We start from the raw sequence: 22,056 nt of genomic DNA, 5'->3' as shown, positions 1-22,056 counted from the left end.
CGTGCACGCCAAGGCGATGCGTTCGGCGTTTCCGACCCTGACCTTTCCGAATCACTACACCCTGGTCACCGGCCTGTATCCGGATCACCACGGCATCGTCAACAACCGTATCGTCGACCCGCTGAGCGGCAAGCGTTTTGTCTATAGCGATAAAACGCTCACTGCCGATCCGGCCTGGTGGGGCGGCACGCCGATCTGGGTCAGCGCCGAGCGTCAGGGCAAGCATGCTGGAACGATGTTCTGGCCGGGTTCGGATGTGGCGATCGAAGGCGTGCGGCCGAGCCAGTGGGTGCCATTCGACAAGACCATCGCGTCCAACGATCGCGTCGATCGCGCAATCACCTGGCTCGATCTGCCCGCCGAACAGCGACCGGCGTTCATGACCCTGTACTTCGAGGCGGTCGATCATGCCGGCCACGACTTCGGTCCGGATTCGGCCGAGCTGAATGCGGCGCTCAAGGAAGTCGACACCGCGCTCGCGCGTCTGCTCGACGGCTTGAAGCGGCGCGACATCGATGCCAATCTGGTAATCGTCTCCGATCACGGCATGACCGCGGCGGGCGAAGACAAGATCAGCGTGCTCGATCGCATCGTTGATATGCAGAAGATCAATCTGATCGGCACGGGTGTCGTCGCCGGTCTCGCGGCCAAGCCCGGCAACGAGGCCGAAGTCGAAAAAGCCCTGCTCGGCGCGCACGACCATATGCGCTGCTGGCACAAATCCGAACTGCCCGCACGCCTGCACTATGGCCCCAACCCACGCATCCCGCCCATCTTCTGCGTCGCCGATGACGGCTGGCAGATCAGCACGCAGCAATATCTCGACAGCCCCAAGCATCATTTTTCCAAGGGCGAGCACGGCTACGACAACGACGATCCGAAAATGCAGGCGCTGTTCGTCGCGCACGGCCCCGCCTTCAAGCGCGGTCTGCTCGTGCCGGAGTTCGACAACGTCAACGTCTATCCGCTGCTGGTGCATATCCTCGGCATCCGGCCGGCGCCGAACGACGGCGACTTCGCCGTAACGCAAGGAATGTTGCGCTAAGGAAACTCTGAATAACTCCCCGTTCGCCCTGAGCCTGTCGAAGGGCGCATCGCAAGGACTCGTTGGCGCAGGGTTCCTCGGAGCGTGCTTCGACAAGCTCAGCACGAACGGTAGTTTTTTAGAGGATATCCAAAGCGTTTTCGCAACGCGGCCCGGACGCTGCGACCCGCCGGGGCGACTAATTCACTCGCGATTTTCGATCACCCGCGCCTATGTGGGGCCGAGATTTCGCGTCCGACCTATCGATATAACTAAACTTAACAGTATGTAATTGCCTTGACAACTATTGTTTGGACAATATAATTACGCCCATGGCACAGATCACCTCCATTTCCGAACTGCGCGACGACGCGAATCTTGCGGTCTTGATCCGCCAGGTACGCGAGGGTCTGTTGCGCCAGCTCGAGCGCGAGCTTGCCGCACGCGGCATCGAGTTGAATCACAGTCAGTACCTTGTGCTCAAGATCATCGCCAAACACGGCCCGCAGATGCCGGGCGATCTGGCGCGCTGGCTGGACCACAACGCCGGCGCCATGACGCGGCTTGTCGACCGTCTGGAGGACAAAGGCTACGTGCGCCGCCAGGCACATGCGGAAGACCGGCGCGCGCTGAGCATCGAGTTGACCCAGGCCGGTCAGGCACTGTGGCAGACGATCAGCGCGTGCAGCGAACGCATGCAGGAGGCCGCCCTGCGCGACTTGAAGAAAAATGAGCGCGCGACTCTGCTCAGCTTGCTCAAGCGCGTGCGCGACACGCTGGAGAAACCCCAATAATGTACAAGTATTTGCTTAGGCAATCCTATACCGATAAGTTTGTTTTGCTGATCGGTTTAGCGGCGATGGCCGTGCTCGCGGGCTGCGCGAGCACGCGCGGACTGCACGCCGACGGCCAGCTTGCAGACGCCGCTTCCCTGCATGCCGAACGCAGTATCGCCAAGGCCGCGATTAGCCCCGCCGCATGGCCGGCAACGGATTGGTGGACGCGGCTCGGCGACGCGCAGCTCGATGCGCTGATTGGCGAAGCGCTCAACGACAACCCGGATCTTGCCAGTGCCGACGCGCGTGCGCGCGCCGCACAAAGCCAGATCGACTCCGCGAATGCCAAACGTCTGCCGACGCTGAACGCGAGCGGTGCGGTTACCGGCGTCTATCTGCCGACGACTGCCATCCCCAAGCCGATCGGTGGCTCGTTCGAGACGTTTCCGGCGGTATACGCGAGCTTCAACTGGGGTATTGACGTATGGGGCGGCAAACGCGCCGCCTGGGAAGCGGCGCTGGGTCAGGCACGCGCCAGCGAGATCGACGCGCACGCCGCACGCCTGATGCTCTCCGGCAATGTCGCGCGCGCCTATGTCCAGTTCGGTTATGCGTTCGCCGCCAAGGACGTGGCCGACGCACAACTGCAACGCGCGAACGCATCGGGTGATCTCGTCAAACAACGCGTCGCCGCCGGCATCGACAGCCAGATGCAGATCAAGCAGGCCGACGCCGAAATCGCCAGCGCCGAACAACAGGTTGCGCTTGCCGACGAAGCGATCGCTTCTGCGCGCATTGCACTCGCGGTCCTGCTCGGCAAGGGTCCGGATCGCGGGCTCGATCTCGCGCGTCCGCACGTGCTGCAACCGGCCGTGCTCGCCGTGCCGTCTAACCTGCCTGCCGACCTGCTCGGCCGCCGCGCCGACCTCGTTGCCGCGCGCTGGCGCGTCGAAGCGGCAAGCAGGAATATCACCGCGGTCAAGACCGAATTCCTGCCGAATATCAGTCTCGGCGCGATGGCCGGCCTGACCTCGTCGAGCGTCGACAACCTGTTTTCCCTGCCCGCGCGCTTCTACGAAATCGCACCCGCGATCAGCCTGCCGATTTTCGATGGCGGCCGACGCCGCGCCGATCTGAAAAATGCCGATGCGGGTTACGACCTCGCCGTCGCACAGTACAACTCGACCCTGGTCGGCGCGATCAACGATGTCGCCGACAAACTTTCGGGCCTGGATTCGCTGCGCGTGCAGATCGCCGCGCAGCAGCGTGGCGTCGATGCCGCGCGCCAGGCCTTCGATCTTTCGCAGCAGCGCTACAAAGCCGGTGTCGGCAGCTATCTCGACACGCTCAGTGTGCAACAGCAGTTGCTCAACGCCGAACAGCGCATGGCGTCGCTCAGCGCGCAGCAAATCGACACCTCGGTACGTCTGGTGCAGGCGCTCGGCGGCGGCTATCAAGCGGCCGGCGACACGCCACCACCGCTCGCGAGCGCTGCGCCGCAGTGACGGACTCGTCGCTGGCGCATGCCGATCACTCCCATAAAAACCGTTTCACAGGCAACCGACCATGAGCTCTCCCAATCCCACCAATGGCAACGGCAACGGGGCAAGCCAGGAAACCCCGGCACCGAATGGCAATCGCCGCCGCTTTCTGTTGCGCATGCTGGCGCTAGTCGTGGTGCTCGCCGCGATCGGTTACGGCGTCTGGTATTACGGCATCGGCCGCTGGTACGAAGGCACCGACGACGCCTACGTCAACGGCAATGTCGTGCAGATCTCGCCGCAAGTTGTCGGTACCGTGATCAAGATCAACGCCGACGACGGCAACCTCGTGCACAAAGGCGACGTGCTCGTCGAGATCGATGGCAGCGATGCGCGCATCGCCCTGCAGCAGGCCGAAGCCAATCTTGCGCGCACGGTGCGCCAGGTGCGCGGCCTGTACAGCAATGTCGAAAGCGGTCAGGCCGTGGTCGCCGCGCAAAGAGTTGCGCTCGATCGCGCGCGTGCGGACTACGCACGGCGCAAAGGGCTCGTCGCGACCGGCGCGATCTCGGCCGAGGAACTCGCCCACGCGAGCGATGCACTCGCCGCTGCGGAAAGTTCGCTCGCCTCGACCCAGCAGCAACTGAGCACGACGCGCGCCCTGGTCGACGAAACCGTGATCGCCAAGCATCCGGACGTGCTCGCCTCCGCCGCCGCGCTGCGCAATGCCTATCTCAACGACGTGCGCGCGAAGCTGCTCGCACCGGTGGACGGTTACGTCGCGCGTCGCAGCGTGCAGGTCGGCCAGCGTATCCAGCCGGGCACGCCGCTGATGGCAGTCGTGCCGCTGCGTCAGGTATGGGTCGACGCGAACTTCAAGGAAACCCAGCTCGCGCGCATGCGCATCGGCCAGCCGGTGACGCTGAAATCCGATCTGTACGGCGGCGATACCGAATTCCACGGCAAGGTGCAGAGCCTCGGCGTCGGCACCGGCAGTGCGTTCTCGTTGCTGCCAGCGCAGAACGCGACGGGTAACTGGATCAAGATCGTGCAGCGCGTGCCGGTGCGCATCGAACTCGACGGCAAGGAACTCGACAGGAATCCGTTGCGCATCGGTCTGTCGATGCAGGCCGACGTGAACCTGCACGATCAGTCAGGTCCCGCACTCGCGCAGCAGTCGCCGACGCAACCTGCGTTCACCACCGATGTGTATAGCGGTCAAATGGAAGGCGCACAGGCGGATATCGATCGCATCATCCACGCGAACGCCGCGAACAACGCGATGGACGGCGTAGCGAAGGCAGCACCTTAAGATCCCCGCGCCTCGCGCCGACGCCTGAAAAACCCATGAGCAACGCTTCGTTCCAGCCGTCGAATCCGGGGCTGACCACGGTCGGCCTTGCGCTCGCGACCTTCATGCAGGTACTCGACACGACGATCGCCAACGTGTCGCTGCCGACGATCGCGGGCAATCTCGGCGCAAGTGCGGATCAGGCGACCTGGGTCATCACCTCGTTCGCGGTCAGCAACGCGATCGCACTGCCATTGACCGGCTGGCTCACGCGCCGCTTCGGCGAAGTGCGTCTGTTCGTCGCCGCGACGCTGTTGTTCTGCGCTGCCTCGGTCCTCTGCGGCATGGCGCAGAGCATGGGCATGCTGATCGTGTTTCGCGCGCTGCAGGGCGCGGTCGCGGGGCCGATGTATCCGATCACGCAAAGCCTGTTGCTGTCGATCTATCCGCCGGAAAAACGCAGCCAGGCGATCGCCCTGCTGGTCATGGTGACGATCGTGGCGCCGATCGCAGGGCCGATTCTCGGCGGCTGGATCACCGACAATTATTCGTGGCCGTGGATTTTCTTCATCAACCTGCCGATCGGCGTATTCGCTGCGCTGGTCGTGTTCTCGCAGATGCGCGGACGCGTCGAACAAAAGCTGCGACCGAAGATGGACTATGTCGGACTGATCAGCCTGGTGATCGGCGTCGGCGCGCTGCAAATCTTCCTCGACAAGGGCAACGATGAGGACTGGTTCGAGTCGACCTTCATCATCATCGCGGCGATCGTCGCGGCGATCGGTATTGCCGTGTTCCTGATCTGGGAACTGACTGACCGCGAACCGATCGTCAATCTGCGCCTGTTCCGCCATCGAAATTTTTTCGCCGGCACGCTGTCGATGACACTGGCCTACGGCGCGTTCTTCAGCATCAATATCCTCGTGCCACAGTGGCTGCAGCGCAACCTCGGCTATACCTCGACCTGGGCCGGTTTCGCCGCTGCGCCGATCGGCATCCTGCCGATCCTGCTCACGCCGCTTGTCGGCCGCTACATCAACCGCTTCGACCTGCGCATGGTCGCTTCATGCTCGTTCATGATCATGGCCTGGACCAGCTTCATGCGTTCGGGCTTCTATCTCGACATCGACTTCTATCACGTCGCGCTGGCCCAGTTCATCCAGGGTCTCGGCGTCGCCGTGTTCTTCATGCCGATCACGCAAATCATGCTGTCCGACCTGCGGCCCAATGAAATCGCGTCTGGCATGGGTCTGGCGACGTTTATTCGCACGCTCGGCGCGAGCTTCTCGGCGTCGATCACCACTTTTCTCTGGCAGCATCGCGCGATCGTGCATCACGCGCAGTTGACCGAGCATCTCACTGCATACGATACCGACACGCAGCAGGCGGTCGCCACGTTGGGCAATGGCAACGTCAACACCGCATTCCGTGTGCTCGAACAGATGATCAATCAGCAGGCGTATCAGCTCTCGTTCAACGAGCTGTTTCATCTACTCGGTCTGGTCTTCGCCTCGCTGATATTCGTGATCTGGATCGCACGTCCGCCATTCAGCGCGAAGAGTGGCGCCGCGGATGCCGGCGGGCACTGAGCCCCGCCCTTCTCAATAAGGCACGTCGCCCTCGACCGTCGTGCGATACAGCGTGCGCCGCTGATCCGGCGGGCAGCCCGGCGCGAGGTGGATCACCGCACGATTGTCCCAGAACACCAGATCGTGCGGCTGCCAGTGATGCGTGTAGACCTGCTCGGGCTTCACGCTGTGCGCGCACAGGAAATCGAGCAACGCGCGGCTTTCGTCGTCGGGCAGGCCGACGATGCGCGCGGTGAATCCTTCGCTGACAAACAAGGCCTTGCGGCCCGATTCCGGATGCATGCGCACCAGCGGATGCTCGACTTCCGGCACCTGCGCGATCTGCTCGGCGGTCAGCGGCGGGCGCCAGTTGCCCTCGCGGCTGAGCTTGTTGTAGCGATACACATACGAGTGCACGGCCTTGCGACCCTGCAATGTGCGCTGCACGTCGGCCGGCAGGGTTTCGTAGGCGCGCACCATGTTCGCGAACGAGGTGTGGCCTTCGCCGCGCGGCAACTCCTGCGCGTGTAGCAGGGAACCCAGACTCGGCTTGGGCATATACGACAGATCCGAATGCCAGTCCCTGCCCGCGTCGCCAAGGCCGATCGGTTTGCCGTTCTCGACCACGTTCGAGACGATCAGGATTTCCGGATAGCCATCCAAATGAAACTGTTTGAGCACATGAATCTGCAGCGGCCCGAAGCGGCGGCTGAAAGCGACCTGCTGCGCCGGCGTGATGCGCAGATCGCGGAAGATCAGCACGTGATGCTCGTTCAACGCGCCACGAATACATTCGATATCGCCTGCGGACACCGTTTCGTCGAGCGACAATCCAAGGATCTCCGCACCCATGGCTGCGCCGAGTGGGCGCACAGCAAAGGTGGATACGCGCTGGTCCGTGGATGAAATCACGCCGTGCGTTTCAGCGACTCCATATCGATCACGAAGCGATATTTCACGTCGTTCTTGAGCAGACGCTCATAGGCTTCGTTCACGGACTGAATCGACACCATCTCGACATCGCTGACGATGCCGTGCTCGGCGCAGAAGTCGATCATCTCCTGCGTCTCGGCCATGCCGCCGATCGCCGAGCCCGCGATGCTGCGGCGGCCGCCGATCAGGCTGGCGCCGGCGAGCGCGGGTTCGAGCGTGGTGAGCGCGCCGACCAGCACCATCGTGCCGTCGCGTTTGAGCAGCGCGGCGTAGGGATTGAGGTCGTGACCGTTCGGAATCGTGTTGAGCAGAAAATCGAAACTGCGCGCGTGCGCCTTCATCGCGGCCTTGTCTTTCGACACCAGCACTTCGTCGGCGCCCAGACGCAGCGCATCGGCGCCCTTCTCCGGCGAGGTCGTGATCATCACCGTGCGCGCGCCGAAAGCCTTGGCGAACTTGATGCCCATATGTCCGAGGCCGCCGAGACCGATCACGCCGACTTTCTGCCCCTTGCCGACTTGCCAATGCCGCAGCGGCGAATACGTGGTGATGCCCGCGCACAGCAACGGCGCGACGGCTTTCAGGTCGAGGCTCGCCGGAATCTTCACCGCGAAACGCTGATCGACCACGATCTGATCCGAATAGCCGCCGAAGGTCAGCTGCTTGCTGTCGCGCTCGCGCGAGTTGTAGGTCAGGGTCGAGCCCTCCTCGCAATATTGTTCCAGGTCCTCGTTGCACGCGGAACAGTGGCGGCAGGAATCGACCATGCAGCCGACGCCGGCGAGGTCGCCGACCCTGAATTTCTTCACCTGCCCGCCGACCGCGACGATGCGGCCGACGATCTCATGTCCGGGCACCATCGGGTACAGCGAATTGCGCCAGTCGTTGCGCGCCTGATGCAGATCGGAATGGCAGACGCCGCAATACAGAATCTCGATCTGCACATCCTCTGGGCCGGGATCGCGGCGCTCGAACGAAAACGGTACGAGTGGCGACTGCGCATCGACTGCGGCATAGCCTTTGGCTTGAAACATGGGAAATATCCTGATGGTGGTAGGGTGTCGGGGACTTGCGGCTCGCCGCACAATTATGCGCGTTGCGATTGCGCCGAAAAAGTCCGGTTCCATGGACATCTTGTGCATGCGAAGCAAATTCAAGTGCGTGAACGTCGCAACGGCGTCACAAAAGCGGCAACGCGGGAGGCAATCGTGCCGAAAATAGTGTTGGCGTCCGGGCTTGCGCGCTGGCTGCGCGACGCGGGGGCGGCGCAGTCGGGCGAAACCGCAATCGACGCCACCGGCGCATCGCTCGGCGACGCGCTCGAAAGCGCCTTCACCCAGTATCCACAGATGCGCGGCTACGTCGTCGACGACCAGGGCGCGGTACGCCATCACGTCGCGGTCTTCGTCGACGGCGTGGCGATCGCCGACAAGGTCCATTTGCAGGTGCCGGTGCGGCAAGGTACAGAAATATACATCATGCAGGCATTGTCCGGAGGCTGATCATGTCCGAAATGGAATTCGTCTGCATCCCGCGCCTGCTCGAACGCAGCGACCGCGACGATGGTGTGTCCATTGCTATACCGCGTGGTGCATCGTGCGAGGTTGTGGGCAAAGGGCGAGCGGCCGAGTCTGGAGCAGCGCATCATCGAGGGCGAAGCAAAATTCTCCGTCTGAGCGTGCAGCCGGAATCAAGCCGGAATCAAGCCGGAATCAAAAGATGTAATGCAGCCCCAGCGAACCCAGCGAACGCGCCTCGATCTGCAAGCCGTTCACACGCTGGTACAGGGGTAGCTGGACGAAAGCGTACGCGGAAAAGCGTCGCGTCAGGTTCCAGGTCAGGCCAGGACTCAGATACGCCAGAGTCGCGCCGCTGTTTTCGACATCGGCGTTCACGCCCTGCTCGCGTTGCTCGGCGCGCACATTGATCTGCAACTGCGGCACCAGGGTGCTGCTCGCGGTATAGCGCAGGCCCGCATTGATGTTGATTCCGGCGCCGGCTTTGAATCCTGCGCGGGAATTCATCGGCACCTGGCCCAACGCCTGCGCGAAATAACCCCAGTCCTGGGTAATTGCTCCGAATTTGTAGACGCCCAGCAGGAAATCCGTGGTGCCCGATCCGAGTTGCAAACCGCGGTCCAGTGGTTGTCCGACCTGTGGCCCGGTTGCGAAATCCTGGGTGTAGCGGCCGCTCGGCAATTTCACGCCGAACAGAATGCCGCCGTCGTGTTCCGCACTGAATCCCTGGAACCGACCGAGCAGGCGCAGATCGCCGATCCCGCTCGCATCCGAACCGGAAATTTCCGTATCGCCTGGCGCGATCGTGGCGTGACTGCGATCGAAGTAAGGAAGCTGGGCGCTGAAACCCCAGTTCGAATTCGGGCTGTAGTCGAGACTGAATGTCGTGTTGCGGTTGCGGGTGTACTGCTGGACTTCACGGTCGTTCGGAACGGCCAGGCTCGCACGCGACAGGCTGTCGCTGCCGGAACGCTGTTGATCCTGATCGAAGTAGTCGTAGCGCATGTCGAAGCGCCAGCCGCGACTGGTGCTGAGCCCCTGACTGTCCCAGTCCGAATTGAGCGTGCAGCCGCACGCCGAACAGGCGAATGCCGTCGCCGGGACCAAGGCGCTGCCGATCAGGCCGGCGCACAGGTATACAAATGCAATTCGCATGATCTCTCCACGTGTTTTCATCGGCATCACGGGCTATGTCGTGATGGGTGTTTTTAATAATAACATAAATTACTTGTTTTATTGTTTAAATAGGACTACAGTGTTCCTCGCTGTAACAAAACCACTCATGAGGAGATATCAATGAAGATACTTTTGCAGACCATTTTGCTCGCCGCGTCGTTGTTCGTTTTCGGAACGGCAGCTGCCGACACGCCCCCGGCTCACGCCGCGCACGCGCCATCGGCCGACAAGGTCACAGCGGCACGCGAAGCCGTGCGCGATCTGTGGACCGACCATATTTTCTGGGTGCGCGACGTCGTGATGGCGACCGCCGCCAAGAACGCCAGCGAACGCAAAACTGGCGAGGCGCAGGTCGTGGCCAATGCGAAGCAGATCGCCGGTGTGGTCGGCGCCTACTACGGCAAGGCTGCGGGCGATCAAATGTTTACCCTGCTGGCCGGACATTGGGGCGCGATCAAGGGCTATCTCGATGCGACCTATGCCAATGACGAGAACGCGCGCAACAAGGCGTTCAAGGATCTCAACGACAACGCTGCCGCCATTGCCACGTTTCTCAGCGGCGCCAACCCGAACCTGCCGAAAGACACCCTGCTCGCCCTGTTGACGGCGCATGGTGCGCACCACGTTACGCAGATCACCGAAGTGCACGCCGGCGACTACGACAAGGAAGCTGCCAACTGGGCGGCGATGCGCACGCACATGAACACGATTGCCGACGCACTGGTCGGCGGTATCGCCAAGCAATTCCCGGACAAGTTCTAAGCTCGGTCCTTGCCCCTTGCACGGTCGCCTTCCGTTGGGTTCCTCCGGCCCAATCTCCCCCAGGCGGAAGGCGACCTCTTTCCGCTGCGGACCAACCGCAAGCGTAGAATGCCGCTCATGCTCGATACATTAGGACAACGCCAGCAGCAGCTTCTGCATTGCCTGCTGCAGAATCCCGACGGCGTGACCGTGGAGGACCTGACGCGCTCGCTCGGCATCACGCACAATGCAGTACGCCAGCATCTGACCGCGCTAGAACGCGATGAATTCGTCGCTCGCGGCGCAACGCGCCCGACCGGGCGCCGCCCCGAACAGACCTTCGTACTAAGCCCACGCGGACGCGAATTGTTCCCGCGCCAATACAACTGGCTCGGCGATCTGCTGGTGGAATCGCTGCGCACGGACGAAGGCGGACCCGCGTTGACCAAGCGCATGCGTGCGCTGGGCAAGCGCGTCGGCGAGCAGATGAACGGCGAAACCGGCGCCGGCAAACCCGTCGCCGAGCGCATCCGGAAATTGGCCGAGGCGATGCGCACAATCGGTTACGAATCGGCAACGGAAGCTCCGCCCAAGAAAGGCGCCCTGCCGGGCATCCAGGCGCACAACTGCGTGTTCCACCATCTCGCGGCCAAGTATCCGGAAGTCTGTCATTTCGATCTGGCGCTGATGGCAGCCGCGACTGGCGCGGAAGTGCAGCATGCCGAATGCATGGTGCGCGGCGGCAATGTCTGCCGCTTTCGATTCCGCAAAGCGGAATAACTTCAATCCCGACACGAGTTATTGACAAACCCTCTCGTGTTTTGTATTTTACCTTTAGGTTAATTAACTTACTGGTTTGTCGATGCACCCCGATCATCTCAGTGCCACGTTTGCGGCCCTCGCCGACCCTACCCGACGCGCGATCCTTGCCCGCCTCGCCCTGGGCGAAACTTCGGTCAAGGAAATCGCCGCGCCGTTCGCAATGACGCCGCCGGCCGTGACCAAGCACCTCAAGGTGCTCGAACACGCTGGACTCATCACGCGCGGGCGCGAGGCGCAGTGGCGGCCCTGCCGGCTCGCGCCGAAGCCGCTGCGCGAAGTCGCCGAATGGGTCGAGCACTACCGCCGGCACTGGGAGCAACGTTTCGATCGTCTGGAGTCCTACCTCCGCGAAGTTCAGTCACAGGAGAAAAAGCATGTCCGCAAAAAACCTTAGTTCATCCGCGATCGCACCATCCGCGCAGCATGCGACGTTTGCGGTCGACCGCGTCTTCGCCGCAACCCCTGCGCAGGTGTTTGCGGCGTGGTCGTCGGCGCAAGCCAAGGGCCGCTGGTTCACCGCGCCGTCCACCGAGTGGAAATTGCTGGACCGCGAACTCGACTTCCGCGTCGGCGGGCGAGAGAGAGCACGCGGCCGCTGGGCCAGCGGCGTGGTCACCGATTTCCAGGCGATCTACAACGATATCGTGCCCGACCAACGCATCGTCTATACCTACAGCATGCATCTGGACGAGAGGAAAATCTCGGTTTCGCTGGCGACGGTGGAGTTCAAGCCGGCGAATCCCGGCACGCGCCTGATCGTCACCGAGCAGGGCGCGTTTCTCGACGGCTACGACGATGTCGGTTCGCGCGAGCGCGGCACGCGTGCGTTACTCGACCAATTGGGTGCGTCGTTGGGCGGCTGAGCCGCCAGGCAAATATTTTTTGCCAAACAGTCGATTTTGCGGCCTCTCGTTCGTCGTCTAGACAAGAGCCAGGGACTCAGCCGATCGAATCGGTCGCAAGCCCGGCTCCGAACCCCCCAACCATTCAAGGAGATACGAAATGCGCTTCATGGTGATCGTCAAAGCGACAAAAGAGTCCGAAGCCGGCGTTATGCCCAGCGAGAAGCTGCTCGCCGACATGGGCAAGTTCAACGAGGACCTGGTGAAAGCCGGGGTGATGCTCGCGGGTGAAGGTCTGCACTCCAGCTCAAAGGGCGCGCGCGTGAGGTTTTTCGGCAAGGAACGCAGCGTGATCGACGGGCCGTTCACCGAGACCAAGGAGCTGGTCGCCGGTTTCTGGCTGTGGCAGGTCAAGTCGCTGGAAGAGGCGATCGAATGGGTCAGGCGCTGCCCCAATCCATTCGAAACCGGCGAGTCCGAGATCGAAATCCGCCAAGTGTTCGAGGCGGAAGACTTCGGCGCCGAGTTCACACCCGAACTGCGCGAGCAGGAAGAACATCTGCGCGTAAAGATCGCCAACGGCGCCGCACTCTGAGCGAACGCTCAACCCGTCAATCAATCAAACAGTCGAGGCAATCATGAAATATTTCAGCATCTACATTCCCGATGCAAAGACGAACCCGGCCGCCCCGCCGACCGGCGAGAAGAAGGCGGCGATGGACAAGTTTATCGCCGACGCGATCCAGCGCGGCGAGCTGCTGATGGGCGGCGGATTCCTCTCGATCAGGAATTCCGGCTGCATCGTGCGGCGCACGAACGGCAAGGCCAGCGTGGTCGATGGGCCGTACACCGAATCGAAAGAACTGCTCGGTGGCTTCGCGATGCTCGAATACCCGTCGCGCGAAGCGGCGATCGAAGGCGCGCGGCGCTTCCTCGAAGTCGCTGGCGACGGCGAGTGCGTGACCTACCAGATCATGGATGGGCCGGACGACAGGAAGCAGGCAGCGTAAGCGCGCAACGCGCGCTTGCGCCCGGCAATCGAAGATGGTGTGATCGGTCGCCATGACGGCGACCGATATCCATCGAACCATCACCGCGGTCTGGCACATCGAATCGGCGAAGCTGATCGGCGCGTTGGCGCGTATCGTCCGCGATGTCGGCGTCGCCGAGGAACTGGCGCAGGACGCGCTGGTGGTCGCGATCGAGCAATGGCCGCGGTCCGGTGTTCCCGACAATCCGGGTGCGTGGCTGATGGCCACCGCAAAGCATCGTGCCATCGATCTGCTGCGCAGAAAGAAGCTGATTGAGCGCAAGCACGAAGAGTTTGGCCATGAGATCGAGATGCAGGCCGATCTCGCCGCGCCGGATTTCGATACCGCACTCGACGACGATGTCGGCGACGACCTGTTGCGCCTGATCTTCGCCGCCTGCCATCCCGTGCTCCCGCCCGAAGCGCGCGTCGCGCTGACGCTGCGCCTGCTGGGCGGTCTGACCACGGACGAAATAGCGCGCGCCTTCCTCGTGCCGGAGGCGACCGTCGCGCAGCGCATCGTGCGCGCCAAACGCACGCTGGCCGACGCGCAGGTGCCGTTCGAGGTGCCGCGCAAGGACGATCTCGCTGCGCGTCTGGCCTCGGTGCTCGAAGTCATCTATCTCGTCTTCAACGAGGGCTACTCGGCCACGGCCGGCGACGACTGGATGCGGCCCGCGCTCTGCGAAGAAGCGCTGCGTCTGGGCCGCATCCTTGCCGGGCTTGCGCCGCAGGAACCCGAAGTCCACGGCCTCGTTGCGCTGATGGAGATTCAGGCCTCGCGCTCGCGTGCTCGCGTCGGCAAGTCGGGTGAGCCGGTGCTGTTGCTCGACCAGGATCGCGCGCGCTGGGACCAGTTGCTGATCCATCGCGGCCTCGCCGCGCTCGAACGCACGGAAAAGCTCGGCGGCGCGCAAGGCGCGTACGCGCTGCAGGCCGCGATCGCCGCCTGCCATGCGCGTGCGCACGTCGCCGCTGAAACGGACTGGACACGCATCGCGATGCTCTACACGGCGCTGGCCCAGCTCATGCCATCGCCAGTCGTCGAACTGAATCGCGCAGTCGCGGTAGCGATGGCGTTCGGTCCAGCGGCCGGACATGAACTGGTTGATGCGTTGATTGGCGAACCGTCGCTCAAGACCTATCACCTTCTGCCAAGCGTGCGCGGCGATCTGCTCGCCAAGCTCGGCCGCATGGATGAAGCACGTGCGGAGTTCGAGCGCGCGGCCGCACTCACGCGCAACGTGCGCGAACGCGGCCTGCTGCTCGCACGCGCGGCCGCCTGCACATCGGCTTGAGGTTCAGAGCTTGACCTGAATCGCTTCGACCTGAATCCGCAGCGTCACAGCCATCTTGAATCCCTTGCCGGCGTCGATGCCGAAATCGCTGCGGTCGAATGTGCCCAATGCATCGGCGCCGCACACCTCACGCTTGAGCAGCGGATGCGGCACGCATTTGAACGAATCGATCTTCAGCACGAGCGGCCTGGTCACTCCGTGCAAGCTCAGCTCGCCGACCACCTGCGACGGCACACCGTTACTGAAGCCTTCGAGCTTGCCTTTGTAAGTCGCCTGCGGGTACTTCGCGACGTCGAGCATCTCATCGCCCTTCACCTTGTCGTTCAACTTGTCGAGACCGAAATCCACGCTCGCCGCATCGACCACGATATCCACCGTGCCCTGCCCGCCTGCCTTGTCCAGCGTCACCGTCCCCGAGGTTCGGTCGAACTTGCCACGGAAGGTCGACAGACCGCCCGAGTGGTCCGCCTCGAAACTGGGATACGTGTGCGTGGGGTCGATTTTGTAAGTGACCGGCGCGGCCGCGGCAATGCCACAAACGGCCATGGTCAACAGACTGGATAGCAGACGCACCTTCATTGCGGGTTCCTTTCGTTCGATCGCACAGGCGATAATCTAACATCAAGGCTTGATGCGGCCGCGATTCGGTCGCGCAAGCATTTAGGAAAGTTTCAGGCCTGAGCGATTCCTGCCTTGGCCGCTAGACGGAGACATCATGCAGCACGCAACGCTATCTGCGGACAAGGCCCCGGACGGTTCGCAATCCATTGTGTCCGTGGCCGGCGTGGGCAAAACCTACGCCAGCGGTTTTCAGGCCTTGAAGCAGGTCGATCTCACGATTCGCCGCGGCGAGATCTTCGCCCTGCTCGGACCGAACGGTGCGGGCAAGACGACCCTGATCAACATCATCTGCGGCATCGTCAACGCGAGTACGGGCACGGTGCTCGCCGATGGCCACGATATCGTGTGCGACTATCGCGCGGCACGCGCGAAGATCGGCCTGGTGCCGCAGGAACTGCACACCGATGCGTTCGAAAGTGTGTGGGCGACGGTAAGGTTCAGTCGCGGCCTGTTCGGCAAACCGCCGAATCCGGCCCATCTCGAAAAAGTGCTGCGCGATCTTTCGCTGTGGGACAAGAAGGACGCGAAGATCATGACGCTGTCCGGCGGCATGAAGCGCCGTGTGCTGATCGCCAAGGCGCTCGCGCACGAGCCGACGATCCTGTTTCTCGACGAACCCACCGCCGGCGTCGACGTCGAACTGCGCCACGACATGTGGCAGATGGTGCGCGGCCTGCGCGACAACGGCGTCACGATCATCCTGACCACGCACTACATCGAGGAGGCCGAGGAAATGGCCGACCGCATCGGCGTGATCCGCAAGGGCGAGCTGATCTTGGTCGAGGACAAAGCAGCGCTGATGCGCAAGCTCGGCAAGAAGCAGTTGACCCTGCAGTTGCAGAGTCCGCTGCAACACATCCCGGCCGAGCTCGCCGGCCTGCCGCTCGAACTTTCCGCGGAAGGCCACGCCTTGACCTATACCTTCGACACGCACGGCGATGAGACCGGCATCGCACTGCTGCTGCGCCGATTGAGCGAGCACGGCATCGACTTCAAGGATTTGCATTCGAGCGAAAGTTCGCTGGAAGACATTTTCGTCAGCCTGGTGAGGGCGCAGCCATGAATCTGCCGGCGATCCGCGCGATCTACCGCTTCGAAATGGCGCGCACGTTCCGCACGCTGACCCAGAGCATTGCTTCGCCGGTGCTGTCAACTTCGCTGTACTTCGTCGTGTTCGGCGCGGCGATCGGATCGCGCATGGGCGAAATAGGCGGCGTCAGCTACGGCGCATTCATCATTCCCGGCCTGATCATGCTTTCGCTGCTCAACGAGAGCATCTCCAACGCCTCGTTCGGCATCTACTTGCCAAAATGGTCGGGCACGATCTACGAACTGCTTTCGGCGCCGGTGTCGTTCGTCGAGGTTCTGATCGGCTATGTCGGCGCGGCGACGACGAAATCGGTGATGCTCGGTCTGCTGATCCTCGTCACTGCGCGGGTTTTCGTCGCCTACGAGATCGCGCACCCGGTCTGGATGGTCGGCTTCCTCGTGCTGACCTCGGCGACGTTCAGCCTGTTCGGTTTCATCATCGGCCTGTGGGCGGACGACTTCCAGAAACTGCAGGTCGTGCCACTGATGGTGGTCACGCCGCTGACCTTTCTCGGCGGCGCGTTCTACTCGATCAACATGCTGCCACCGATCTGGCAGAAGATCACGTTGTTCAACCCGGTCGTGTACCTGATCAGCGGTTTTCGCTGGAGCTTCTACGGCGTGGCCGACGTCAACGTCGCGGTTAGCCTCGGCATGACTCTGGTTTTTCTCGTCCTCTGCCTCGCCACCGTGCGGTGGATCTTCAAGACCGGATACAAACTCAAACGCTGATCTTGAGCAGAAAGAAACGTCACTCTTTCGCCACGCTCGTCGCGCGCTGAGCAATTTCGCGCAGTTGGCCGACGCGTTTGCTGCCCAAGCGCGCCGCGACATCCCGCTGTGCTTGCTGCCACAGCGGTAGCGCGCGCTCGATTGCCGCGCGCCCCGCTGCGGTCAAACGCACTTCCACGACACGCTTGTCGCTACCTGCCGCAAGCGCAATCAGATCGTCGCGTTCGAGCGGCTGCAGATTGCGCGCAAGCGTGGTGCGATCGAGTTCCAATTCCTCGGCGAGCACATTGATCGGCGCTGGTTCGTTGCGGGCGATGGCCCGCAACAGCGAAAACTGGGTGATCTTCACACCCGACGCGGCGAGCGCATCGTCGTAGAGCTGGCTCATCGCACGCGCAGCACGGCGCAGATTCACGCAGACGCATTCGGGCTGATATTTTCCCGGCCCTTCGGTAACTGATCGCGGCCCGCGTTTCGTGAGTTGTTTCCGATCCATTTGGACTTGCCTGTTCAAAAATAGGTGTATATACTCTTATTGTACACAAATATTCCGATTGAGTCACCCGTTTCCACGGAAATGACGGTACCTGAAGGATCCACATGCTGCTCCAGCCCCTTGCCGCGCGCCTGCGCGGCCGCCTGCACTATGCCTACGTCGTCGCGGCGCTGACATTCCTCACCCTGCTCGTCGTCGCCGGCATCCGCGCGACGCCCAGCGTGCTGATCGTGCCGCTGGAGAAAAATTTCGGCTGGAGTCGCGACAGCATCACGCTAGCGGTGTCGATCGGGCTCGCCTTGTTCGGTCTGATGGGCCCGTTCGCCGCGGCGGCTATGCAGCGCTTCGGCGTGCGCCGCACGATGATCGTCGCGCTTATCCTGCTGGCGAGCGCGATGGGTGGCAGCTCCTTCGTCACCACGCCATTCGGGTTGATCCTCACCTGGGGCGTACTCGCCGGCATCGGCACCGGCACGATGGCGATGGTGCTCGGCGTTACCATCGTCAATCGCTGGTTCGATAAAAATCGCGGCACAGTGCTCGGCCTGCTTACGGCGAGCACGGCTACGGGACAGCTGCTGTTTCTGCCGATCCTCGCCTGGGTCGTGGCGCACCACGACTGGCGCGTGGTCGTGTGGATCGTCGCGATCGCGGCCATCGTACTGATCGCGCTCGTTGCCCTGCTCATGCCCGAGCGCCCTGCCGACGTCGGCCTATACCGCTACGGCGGCAGCGCGGACGACACGATAGATGCGGTGCGCGGCAACCCGCTCGTCGCCGCGTTTAGCGCGCTCCGCATCGCTTCGCGCAGCGGCACATTCTGGCTGCTGTTTGCAACATTTTTCATTTGCGGATTAAGCACCAATGGCTTGATCGGCACGCACCTGATCGCATTCTGCGTCGACAACGGCATCCCGGAAGTCAAGGCCGCGGGTCTGCTCGCGATGATGGGCGTGTGCGACATCATCGGTACCACGCTGTCGGGCTGGCTGTCCGATCGCTACGACAATCGCGTGCTGCTGTGCGCCTATTACGCCCTGCGCGGACTGTCGCTGCTGTACCTGCCGTTTTCCGACTTGAGTTTCTACGGGCTCGGCCTGTTCACCGTGTTCTATGGCTTGGACTGGATCGCCACCGTGCCGCCGACCGTGCGCCTGACGACGCAGCGCTTCGGCAACCAGCTTGCACCGCTGATCTACGGCTGGATCGGTGCCGGCCATCAGCTTGGCGCGGCGACCGCCGCATTCGGCGCGGGCGTGCTGCGCGTGCAGACCAATCGCTATGTCGAAGCGTTCCTCGTTGCCGGCACGGCCTGTCTCGTCGCGGCGATGATGGCGCTGCTGATTCGTTCGCGACCCCCCGCGCAGTTGCAACCCGCGCTCGGCTAGGTGCACTTTCACCACTGTTCGGAGAAACGTCATGCCTCTCGTCACCTTGACCGTCGTCAAACCCAAACCCGTCGAATTCAAATCCGGCGTGCTCGCGGCCGTGCATGGCGCCCTTGTCGCTTCGGGCGTGCCGCAAGCGGATCGCTTTCAGCGCGTGCTCGAACTCGATGCGGAGAACTTCCGTTTCGATCCGACCTACCCCGATCTGAGTTCGCAGCGCAATGCCGATTTCGCCCTGATCGAGATACTGTTTTCCGAAGGCCGCAGCGTGAAGGTGAAGAAAAAAATCGTCGCCGATATTCTGGCCAGTCTCACCGCCGAGCCGCTGAAGTTGAATGCGGAAAACGTGATGATCTGTTTCAAGGAAACGCGCTGGGAAAACTGGGTGTTCGGCGGCGGGCGGTTTATTCACACCTGAGTTTTGTGTGGGTCATGTAAGGTCGGAAGTTGACGAGTAAGATAATCGCCATGGACAGGGTTGTAATACCTCTAGCCACTCTTGCTCTTGGCATCGTCTTGGCGAATGCCATGTCTGGATGCTCGGCCTACCAAGCGTACAAAAAAGCGGGTCCGAAGGCTGCCCGGGCGACGCACAGATCGCCGCGCAAGTGGAAGCGTCGGTTCGCGCACACCCGGGACTCGAGTTCTGGAGCATCCAGGTGCAGTCGCTGGACCACGTGGTCTATCTATACGGCATCGTAGAGACAGACCTGGAGCGCAGCATTGTCGAATCTGCGCTGTCGAGGCTTCTGGTGGGATGAAGGTTGTGAATACGATTACGACGCGTACGAGGGTTTACTAGGCCGTTCGGCACTTGGTTCCAGTGCTAGGTCCGGAAAAAAACACCGCTGCCTGTGCTACGCAACCGCGCAGTGCGTAATCTGTCTATCTAAACGAGCCGGTGCGTCAGCATGGAGTTAGGTCCTACAAGCCAAATTGCTAAGAAACCTTGCGCGGCAGCCCAGAGAGAAAACTGGTTCCGAAACTCGTCGACGACGGCATCGAACGCCATGACTGGTGAATCGAGCGCGCTCAACGCCAGCAACAGGCTAGATCTAGCTTGAAGGGGAATTTTGTTGGCCTTCAGCTCGATAGCCGCAAGCAGTCCTTGCGCCAACTCTTTTGATGTGACAGAAACACCCGCTCCCTGACCGGTTTGCCGAACGTGCTGCCAAAAGGCCGGATCAACGAATGCTCGAACGACTTGAATATCTAGCGCCGGCTCGTGTCCATCAAGACGGGCAACGCGACAATCGATGTGAGGAAGAGTGGACAAGGCTTCAGGCTCCCTCCAGATTGGTTCATCAGTATTCATCACTCGAACCAACGTGCGGCAAGTCTCCAGCGTGCCTTGTTCTCCCTTTGGAGTTGGCCCAACGAACCCATAGTCGAGCGTCCCTGAGTGCTGAAAGTCTCCGGAAGCGGCTCGGCCTTCGCGCAGCGATTCGGAGAAACCAACCACTTTGCCACCACGGGTAACGGTACCTTTGGCGTGATCGGTCACGTGACCGACGGCGGTGATGATCTCGGATTTGATAGCCATGTCTTGACTCCCTAGCAACGCGTCGCGCGTGGCATCAGACCTTGGGGAGTCGATTCTCGGTTTCAAGATTTCTGTTACGACACTTGGCGGAGAGGGAGGGATTCGAACCCTCGATAGAGTTTTTGACCCTATACTCCCTTAGCAGGGGAGCCCCTTCGGCCTCTCGGGCACCTCTCCGTATTTCAATTGTATCAAGCCTGTGAATTTCGCGGACTGGGTCGGGATTGTTCGTCTCGTCCTGAGACTCACCCTGCGCGCTTGCGCGCTCCGGGCCAGCCTGGCGGCTGTCCAAAATCGTTCCAAACGATTTTGTCGAACCCTCGACGGATTTCGATCCCTACTCCCTTAGCAGGGGAGCCCCTTCGGCCTCTCGGGCACCTCTCCGTATTTCAATTGTATCAAGCCTGTCCAAAATCGTTTGATGATTTTGGTGCCGGACACAACGGGCTTTATCCCGCTTCCGACGGGGTGCGCAATATAGCCAGTTCGTCTGCCGCGGTAAAGCAATTACGCCACTGCGGGGGGCGGTGCTTCGCTCTGCGCGCCTTGTTCGCTATGTTCGCGCTTGATGCGCTGGAAAATTTCCTCGCGATGCACGGCAACGTCTTTGGGGGCGTTGATGCCGATGCGAACCTGGTTGCCCTTGACGCCGAGGACGGTCACGCTGACCGAGTCGCCAATCATGAGGGTTTCACCCACACGGCGGGTTAAAATAAGCATTTTGAAACTTCTCCTTCAGCCAATTCGTCGTTCCTAACGACAGTTATGCGCGTCATCAATCCTGACGGCGTGCACACGGCAACGGCTTTTTTATTTTGGTTACGAGCGCTAGCCCGCACCTTCCCTTTTTTTTAAAGACCAGTGCTTGGCCGTCGGGATCCCCCATCAACGAGAGCCAGCGCACAGTTCCGCTTGAACACCTGATACTAACGGACGCAAACAGTATGCGCAACGACACGTTTGTTTATCCAAAAATGTGATACGTATCACACTATTTGCGAACTTACCCAGTCCGGCACGGCCTGCAACGCGACGGCAAGAGCTGGCGTGTCTTCCCCGCCGCCCTGTGCCATGTCGGCGCGCCCGCCGCCCTTGCCACCGATCTGACTGGCGACGTAAGCGACCAGTTCTCCGGCCTTGATCTTGCCGAGCGCAGTGCCGCTGACGCCGGCGACGAGTGCAATCTTGCCGTCGTTGCCGCCCGCAAGCAGCACCACGCAATCACCGAGTTGTTGCTTGAACTTGTCCACGCTGTCGCGCAGGGTTTTTGCATCTGCGCCGCCGAGGCGTGCGGCGATCACCTTGATACCTTGTATACTTTTAGCATTTGCCGCAAGGTCGCTGGTCGCGGCGCCGGCGGCCTTGGCTTTGAGCGATTCGAGCTCGCGTTCGAGCTTCTTCTGCCGATCGAACAACTGGCGCAGCTTGTCGACAATATCGCCACCGCTTGCGGAAAGCAGATGCGCGACCTGGTCGAGCTTGGTCTCTTCCGCATTGACATGGGCAAGCGCGCCCGCGCCGGTAAGCGCCTCGATGCGGCGGATGCCCGCGGCTACGCCGCCTTCGCTGACGATCTTGAACAGACCGATATCGCCGGTGCGGCCGACGTGCGTGCCGCCACACAGTTCGGTGGAGAAATCACCCATCTTGAGCACACGCACTTCATCGCCGTACTTTTCACCGAACAG

The 22,056-nt window shown here is 61.8% G+C and carries 26 protein-coding genes and 1 tRNA gene; 18 read left to right on the top strand and 9 right to left on the bottom strand.

Translation table 11 applies throughout. The features are described from left to right. The 5 genes from VIE67_RS08175 to VIE67_RS08155 form a co-directional block, all read left to right on the top strand. On the top strand, positions 1–1,045 hold a 1,045-nt coding region (locus VIE67_RS08175), incomplete at its 5' end, for an alkaline phosphatase family protein (RefSeq protein ID WP_332025082.1). A 311-nt stretch (positions 1,046–1,356) separates the two neighbouring features. Further along, positions 1,357–1,818, top strand: coding sequence for a MarR family winged helix-turn-helix transcriptional regulator (locus VIE67_RS08170; protein WP_332025080.1), 462 nt, complete (start codon positions 1,357–1,359; stop codon positions 1,816–1,818). Further along, a complete protein-coding gene (locus tag VIE67_RS08165) occupies positions 1,818–3,305 on the top strand; it encodes an efflux transporter outer membrane subunit (RefSeq protein WP_414707318.1) in 1,488 nt (495 codons plus the stop codon). Before VIE67_RS08170 ends, VIE67_RS08165 begins: the two co-directional genes overlap by 1 nt. A gap of 61 nt (positions 3,306–3,366) precedes the next feature. Next, positions 3,367–4,593 carry an HlyD family secretion protein gene (locus tag VIE67_RS08160; RefSeq protein WP_332025078.1) on the top strand — a complete coding sequence of 409 codons (1,227 nt, stop codon included), beginning with the start codon at positions 3,367–3,369 and terminating at the stop codon, positions 4,591–4,593. A 35-nt stretch (positions 4,594–4,628) separates the two neighbouring features. After that, complete coding sequence (locus VIE67_RS08155; RefSeq protein WP_332025076.1) at positions 4,629–6,161, top strand: DHA2 family efflux MFS transporter permease subunit; 1,533 nt, start codon at positions 4,629–4,631, stop codon at positions 6,159–6,161. Between the two features lie 12 nt (positions 6,162–6,173). Here the strand turns inward: VIE67_RS08155 and VIE67_RS08150 are convergent, their stop codons facing one another. Both VIE67_RS08150 and VIE67_RS08145 read right to left on the bottom strand, forming a co-directional pair. Further along, entirely contained in the window at positions 6,174–7,052 is an 879-nt protein-coding gene (locus VIE67_RS08150; RefSeq protein WP_332025074.1) for a TauD/TfdA dioxygenase family protein, read from the bottom strand. Next, complete coding sequence (locus VIE67_RS08145; RefSeq protein WP_332025072.1) at positions 7,049–8,107, bottom strand: NAD(P)-dependent alcohol dehydrogenase; 1,059 nt, start codon at positions 8,105–8,107, stop codon at positions 7,049–7,051. Before VIE67_RS08145 ends, VIE67_RS08150 begins: the two co-directional genes overlap by 4 nt. A gap of 174 nt (positions 8,108–8,281) precedes the next feature. Here VIE67_RS08145 and VIE67_RS08140 point away from each other — a divergent pair, with 174 nt between their 5' ends. Then, a complete protein-coding gene (locus VIE67_RS08140) occupies positions 8,282–8,575 on the top strand; it encodes a MoaD/ThiS family protein (protein WP_332025070.1) in 294 nt (97 codons plus the stop codon). A 210-nt stretch (positions 8,576–8,785) separates the two neighbouring features. On the opposite strand, the gene VIE67_RS08135 is transcribed toward VIE67_RS08140, so the two are convergent. Beyond that, entirely contained in the window at positions 8,786–9,745 is a 960-nt protein-coding gene (locus tag VIE67_RS08135; protein WP_332025068.1) for a hypothetical protein, read from the bottom strand. A gap of 141 nt (positions 9,746–9,886) precedes the next feature. Between VIE67_RS08135 and VIE67_RS08130 the strand changes: the two genes are divergently transcribed. The 7 genes from VIE67_RS08130 to VIE67_RS08100 all read left to right on the top strand — a co-directional run bounded on the left by VIE67_RS08130 (position 9,887) and on the right by VIE67_RS08100 (position 14,499). Beyond that, positions 9,887–10,528: a hypothetical protein gene (locus tag VIE67_RS08130; protein WP_332025066.1), complete on the top strand. Its 642-nt coding sequence runs from the start codon at positions 9,887–9,889 to the stop codon at positions 10,526–10,528. Between the two features lie 117 nt (positions 10,529–10,645). Then, on the top strand, positions 10,646–11,287 hold the full coding sequence (locus tag VIE67_RS08125) for a helix-turn-helix transcriptional regulator (protein ID WP_332025064.1): 642 nt from the start codon (positions 10,646–10,648) through the stop codon (positions 11,285–11,287). 82 nt (positions 11,288–11,369) lie between these two features. Further along, complete coding sequence (locus VIE67_RS08120; protein ID WP_332025062.1) at positions 11,370–11,723, top strand: ArsR/SmtB family transcription factor; 354 nt, start codon at positions 11,370–11,372, stop codon at positions 11,721–11,723. Beyond that, positions 11,704–12,192, top strand: a complete 489-nt coding sequence (locus tag VIE67_RS08115) for an SRPBCC family protein (RefSeq protein WP_332025060.1) — start codon at positions 11,704–11,706, stop codon at positions 12,190–12,192. The genes VIE67_RS08120 and VIE67_RS08115 overlap by 20 nt, the downstream gene beginning before the upstream one ends. Positions 12,193–12,331: 139 nt before the next feature. Then, entirely contained in the window at positions 12,332–12,766 is a 435-nt protein-coding gene (locus VIE67_RS08110) for a YciI family protein (RefSeq protein WP_332025058.1), read from the top strand. A 43-nt stretch (positions 12,767–12,809) separates the two neighbouring features. Continuing rightward, the gene (locus VIE67_RS08105; protein ID WP_332025056.1) at positions 12,810–13,181 is read left to right on the top strand and encodes a YciI family protein; all 372 of its coding nucleotides are present in this window, start codon (positions 12,810–12,812) and stop codon (positions 13,179–13,181) included. A gap of 52 nt (positions 13,182–13,233) precedes the next feature. Beyond that, on the top strand, positions 13,234–14,499 hold the full coding sequence (locus VIE67_RS08100; protein WP_332025054.1) for an RNA polymerase sigma factor: 1,266 nt from the start codon (positions 13,234–13,236) through the stop codon (positions 14,497–14,499). A gap of 3 nt (positions 14,500–14,502) precedes the next feature. Here the strand turns inward: VIE67_RS08100 and VIE67_RS08095 are convergent, their stop codons facing one another. Next, a complete protein-coding gene (locus VIE67_RS08095) occupies positions 14,503–15,078 on the bottom strand; it encodes a YceI family protein (RefSeq protein WP_332025053.1) in 576 nt (191 codons plus the stop codon). A gap of 136 nt (positions 15,079–15,214) precedes the next feature. Here VIE67_RS08095 and VIE67_RS08090 point away from each other — a divergent pair, with 136 nt between their 5' ends. Continuing rightward, a complete protein-coding gene (locus VIE67_RS08090) occupies positions 15,215–16,183 on the top strand; it encodes an ABC transporter ATP-binding protein (protein ID WP_332025051.1) in 969 nt (322 codons plus the stop codon). Further along, positions 16,180–16,941, top strand: a complete 762-nt coding sequence (locus tag VIE67_RS08085) for an ABC transporter permease (RefSeq protein WP_332025049.1) — start codon at positions 16,180–16,182, stop codon at positions 16,939–16,941. Before VIE67_RS08090 ends, VIE67_RS08085 begins: the two co-directional genes overlap by 4 nt. A gap of 19 nt (positions 16,942–16,960) precedes the next feature. Here the strand turns inward: VIE67_RS08085 and VIE67_RS08080 are convergent, their stop codons facing one another. Next, the gene (locus tag VIE67_RS08080) at positions 16,961–17,356 is read right to left on the bottom strand and encodes a MarR family winged helix-turn-helix transcriptional regulator (protein WP_332025047.1); all 396 of its coding nucleotides are present in this window, start codon (positions 17,354–17,356) and stop codon (positions 16,961–16,963) included. A gap of 185 nt (positions 17,357–17,541) precedes the next feature. Here VIE67_RS08080 and VIE67_RS08075 point away from each other — a divergent pair, with 185 nt between their 5' ends. From VIE67_RS08075 to VIE67_RS14770, 3 genes are all read left to right on the top strand, one after another. Next, positions 17,542–18,825, top strand: a complete 1,284-nt coding sequence (locus tag VIE67_RS08075; protein ID WP_332025045.1) for an MFS transporter — start codon at positions 17,542–17,544, stop codon at positions 18,823–18,825. A 31-nt stretch (positions 18,826–18,856) separates the two neighbouring features. Further along, positions 18,857–19,243 (top strand): tautomerase family protein, encoded by a 387-nt coding sequence (locus VIE67_RS08070; RefSeq protein WP_332025043.1) that lies wholly within the window; start codon positions 18,857–18,859, stop codon positions 19,241–19,243. A 118-nt stretch (positions 19,244–19,361) separates the two neighbouring features. Continuing rightward, positions 19,362–19,586, top strand: a complete 225-nt coding sequence (locus tag VIE67_RS14770) for a BON domain-containing protein (protein ID WP_414707317.1) — start codon at positions 19,362–19,364, stop codon at positions 19,584–19,586. 128 nt (positions 19,587–19,714) lie between these two features. Here the strand turns inward: VIE67_RS14770 and VIE67_RS08065 are convergent, their stop codons facing one another. The 4 genes from VIE67_RS08065 to VIE67_RS08050 form a co-directional block, all read right to left on the bottom strand. Further along, complete coding sequence (locus VIE67_RS08065; RefSeq protein WP_332025041.1) at positions 19,715–20,368, bottom strand: hypothetical protein; 654 nt, start codon at positions 20,366–20,368, stop codon at positions 19,715–19,717. An 84-nt stretch (positions 20,369–20,452) separates the two neighbouring features. Continuing rightward, a tRNA-Ser gene (locus tag VIE67_RS08060) sits at positions 20,453–20,545 on the bottom strand. Positions 20,546–20,875: 330 nt separating this feature from the next. Continuing rightward, positions 20,876–21,088, bottom strand: coding sequence for a carbon storage regulator CsrA (gene csrA / locus VIE67_RS08055; RefSeq protein WP_332025039.1), 213 nt, complete (start codon positions 21,086–21,088; stop codon positions 20,876–20,878). A 266-nt stretch (positions 21,089–21,354) separates the two neighbouring features. Next, on the bottom strand, positions 21,355–22,056 hold a 702-nt coding region (locus VIE67_RS08050), incomplete at its 5' end, for a DHHA1 domain-containing protein (protein ID WP_332025036.1).

This window comes from Rudaea sp. (genome assembly GCF_036560865.1).
GTDB lineage: Bacteria > Pseudomonadota > Gammaproteobacteria > Xanthomonadales > Rhodanobacteraceae > Rudaea.
This window is presented reverse-complemented; position numbering and strand designations above follow the sequence as displayed.

Excerpts from the sequence above, each read along its gene's own strand:
- VIE67_RS08130 (WP_332025066.1), top strand. The coding sequence starts at position 9,887 with ATGAAGATACTTTTGCAGACCATTTTGCTCGCCGCGTCGTTGTTCGTT.
- VIE67_RS08110 (WP_332025058.1), top strand. The coding sequence starts at position 12,332 with ATGCGCTTCATGGTGATCGTCAAAGCGACAAAAGAGTCCGAAGCCGGC.
- VIE67_RS08070 (WP_332025043.1), top strand. The coding sequence starts at position 18,857 with ATGCCTCTCGTCACCTTGACCGTCGTCAAACCCAAACCCGTCGAATTC.
- VIE67_RS08165 (WP_414707318.1), top strand. The coding sequence starts at position 1,818 with ATGTACAAGTATTTGCTTAGGCAATCCTATACCGATAAGTTTGTTTTG.
- VIE67_RS08065 (WP_332025041.1), bottom strand. The coding sequence starts at position 20,368 with ATGGCTATCAAATCCGAGATCATCACCGCCGTCGGTCACGTGACCGAT.
- VIE67_RS08095 (WP_332025053.1), bottom strand. The coding sequence starts at position 15,078 with ATGAAGGTGCGTCTGCTATCCAGTCTGTTGACCATGGCCGTTTGTGGC.
- VIE67_RS08100 (WP_332025054.1), top strand. The coding sequence starts at position 13,234 with ATGACGGCGACCGATATCCATCGAACCATCACCGCGGTCTGGCACATC.
- VIE67_RS08125 (WP_332025064.1), top strand. The coding sequence starts at position 10,646 with ATGCTCGATACATTAGGACAACGCCAGCAGCAGCTTCTGCATTGCCTG.
- VIE67_RS08135 (WP_332025068.1), bottom strand. The coding sequence starts at position 9,745 with ATGCGAATTGCATTTGTATACCTGTGCGCCGGCCTGATCGGCAGCGCC.
- VIE67_RS08155 (WP_332025076.1), top strand. The coding sequence starts at position 4,629 with ATGAGCAACGCTTCGTTCCAGCCGTCGAATCCGGGGCTGACCACGGTC.
- csrA (WP_332025039.1), bottom strand. The coding sequence starts at position 21,088 with ATGCTTATTTTAACCCGCCGTGTGGGTGAAACCCTCATGATTGGCGAC.
- VIE67_RS08145 (WP_332025072.1), bottom strand. The coding sequence starts at position 8,107 with ATGTTTCAAGCCAAAGGCTATGCCGCAGTCGATGCGCAGTCGCCACTC.
- VIE67_RS08090 (WP_332025051.1), top strand. The coding sequence starts at position 15,215 with ATGCAGCACGCAACGCTATCTGCGGACAAGGCCCCGGACGGTTCGCAA.
- VIE67_RS08170 (WP_332025080.1), top strand. The coding sequence starts at position 1,357 with ATGGCACAGATCACCTCCATTTCCGAACTGCGCGACGACGCGAATCTT.
- VIE67_RS08075 (WP_332025045.1), top strand. The coding sequence starts at position 17,542 with ATGCTGCTCCAGCCCCTTGCCGCGCGCCTGCGCGGCCGCCTGCACTAT.
- VIE67_RS14770 (WP_414707317.1), top strand. The coding sequence starts at position 19,362 with ATGCTCGGCCTACCAAGCGTACAAAAAAGCGGGTCCGAAGGCTGCCCG.
- VIE67_RS08160 (WP_332025078.1), top strand. The coding sequence starts at position 3,367 with ATGAGCTCTCCCAATCCCACCAATGGCAACGGCAACGGGGCAAGCCAG.
- VIE67_RS08115 (WP_332025060.1), top strand. The coding sequence starts at position 11,704 with ATGTCCGCAAAAAACCTTAGTTCATCCGCGATCGCACCATCCGCGCAG.
- VIE67_RS08105 (WP_332025056.1), top strand. The coding sequence starts at position 12,810 with ATGAAATATTTCAGCATCTACATTCCCGATGCAAAGACGAACCCGGCC.
- VIE67_RS08085 (WP_332025049.1), top strand. The coding sequence starts at position 16,180 with ATGAATCTGCCGGCGATCCGCGCGATCTACCGCTTCGAAATGGCGCGC.
- VIE67_RS08120 (WP_332025062.1), top strand. The coding sequence starts at position 11,370 with ATGCACCCCGATCATCTCAGTGCCACGTTTGCGGCCCTCGCCGACCCT.